Raw genomic sequence first — 1,932 nt, 5'->3', positions numbered from 1 at the left:
GAGAAGATAAGCTCTTGACTTGTTTTTCGATAAAGTCCAAAAGCTCTTCAGCGGCGACTTCAAATGATTCTCCGGTTTTGCGGATCTTCACTTCGACAACGCCTTCATCAGCTCTTTTTCCGACCGTGATGCGGATCGGCAGACCGATCAAATCGGAATCTGCAAATTTAACGCCGGCCCGTTCAGCACGGTCATCAAACAATACGTCATAGCCGTTCGCTTTAAAATCTTCATACAGCTTTTCGGCAAGCTGAACCTGCGCGTCATTTTTCATGTTAAGCGCGAGGATGTGCAGGTCATACGGCGTCACTTCCAGCGGCCAGATCAAGCCTTTATCGTCATGATGCTGCTCAACGATGGCCGAAAGTGTCCGGGAAATCCCGATTCCATAGCAGCCCATCAGCATCGGCTGAGCGCGTCCGTTTTCGTCAAGGTATGTTGCGTCCATCGCTTCAGAATAGCGGGTGCCGAGTTTAAAAACTTGTCCGACTTCGATTCCTTTTGCAAAACGGATCGTTCCGTTTCCATCCGGTGAAGGGTCTCCTTCCTGGATCAAGCGGAGATCGGCGAATGTCACATTGTGCGCATCCCGGCTGATATTCACGTTTTGATAATGGTAATCTGTTTTATTCGCTCCTGCTGCTGCGTTTGCCATCGCCTTCACAGCAAAGTCTGCAAAGATTTCGATTTCGCTGTCGAGTCCAACCGGTCCGACAAAACCAGGCTCAGTACCTGTTATCTCAGCAACCTCTTCGGCGCTCGCGAATTCGATCGTTTCTGCTTGGAGCAGATTCTTCACCTTAATATCGTTGACTTCATGATCCCCTCTCGTCAACACGAGGACAAAACGTCCGTCTGCTTTCATGAGCATTGATTTCACGCAGTCTGACGGGGATATGCCAAGAAATGCGGCAACTTCTTCGATCGTTTTGACCGAAGGTGTGTGGACTTCCTGGAGCTCTTTCATTTCAGCCTGCTCGCCAGCACCGGCTTCCTTCACTTCAGCCATTTCGATGTTGGCAGCGTATGAAGACTGATCAGAATACGCAATTGTATCTTCACCGACATCGGACAATGCCATAAATTCATGGGTATCCTTTCCGCCCATCGCGCCTGAATCTGCAATGACCGGTCTGAAATTCAAGCCGCAGCGCGTAAACACATTCGTATACGCCTGGTACATATCATTGTACGTTTCATCAAGGCTTTCGGCGGAAGAATGGAAGGAATACGCATCCTTCATGATGAATTCCCGGCCTCTCAACAGACCGAAGCGCGGGCGCTTTTCATCGCGGAATTTCGATTGGATCTGGTAAAGGGTCAGCGGAAGGCGCTTGTACGATTTCACTTCATCTCTGACGATGCTTGTGATGACCTCTTCGTGTGTCGCGCCAAGGGCAAATTCGCGGCCGTGGCGGTCTTTCAGCCTCATGAGCTCAGGACCGTACGTGTACCATCTTCCCGATTCCTGCCAAGTTTCCGCCTGCTGGAGAGCAGGCATCAGCATTTCGACGGCATTGATTTTCTCCATTTCTTGGCGGACAATGCTCTGGATTTTATGAATGACTTTATTGGCAAGAGGCATATAGCTGTATACACCGCTTGTGTTTTGTCTGATAAACCCCGCTCTGAGAAGAAGCTGATGGCTTTTTGCTTCAGCATCAGCCGGCACTTCGCGGAGCGTAGGAATTAAAGTCCTGCTCTGTCTCATTCGTTCGCACCTCATTTGTTTCAGTTGGTTACTTTTTGAGGCGGGAACGGCGTCCCTAAAAAAGAGCCTTTTAAAAGGCTTGGCTGCACTTAAAAAAGGCAATTGGTTTTACAGAAATAAGCGCTGGATATCGTTCCATGTGACGACAAGCATTAAGAGCATCAAAAATGCGACGCCGACAAAGACGACAAACGCTTCTTTTTCTCGGTTGATCGGCTTTC

The 1,932-nt window shown here is 49.1% G+C and carries 1 protein-coding gene; it reads right to left on the bottom strand.

Translation table 11 applies throughout. The features are described from left to right. A partial coding sequence (locus C1T29_RS10720; protein ID WP_208945688.1) for a proline--tRNA ligase occupies positions 1 to 1,711 on the bottom strand: 1,711 nt, incomplete at its 3' end. Positions 1,712 to 1,932 lie beyond the last annotated feature (221 nt).

It is taken from the genome of Bacillus sp. MBGLi79 (assembly GCF_002953915.1).
Note: the sequence above shows the minus strand (reverse complement) of the source record. Positions and strands in the feature narration are given on the sequence as shown.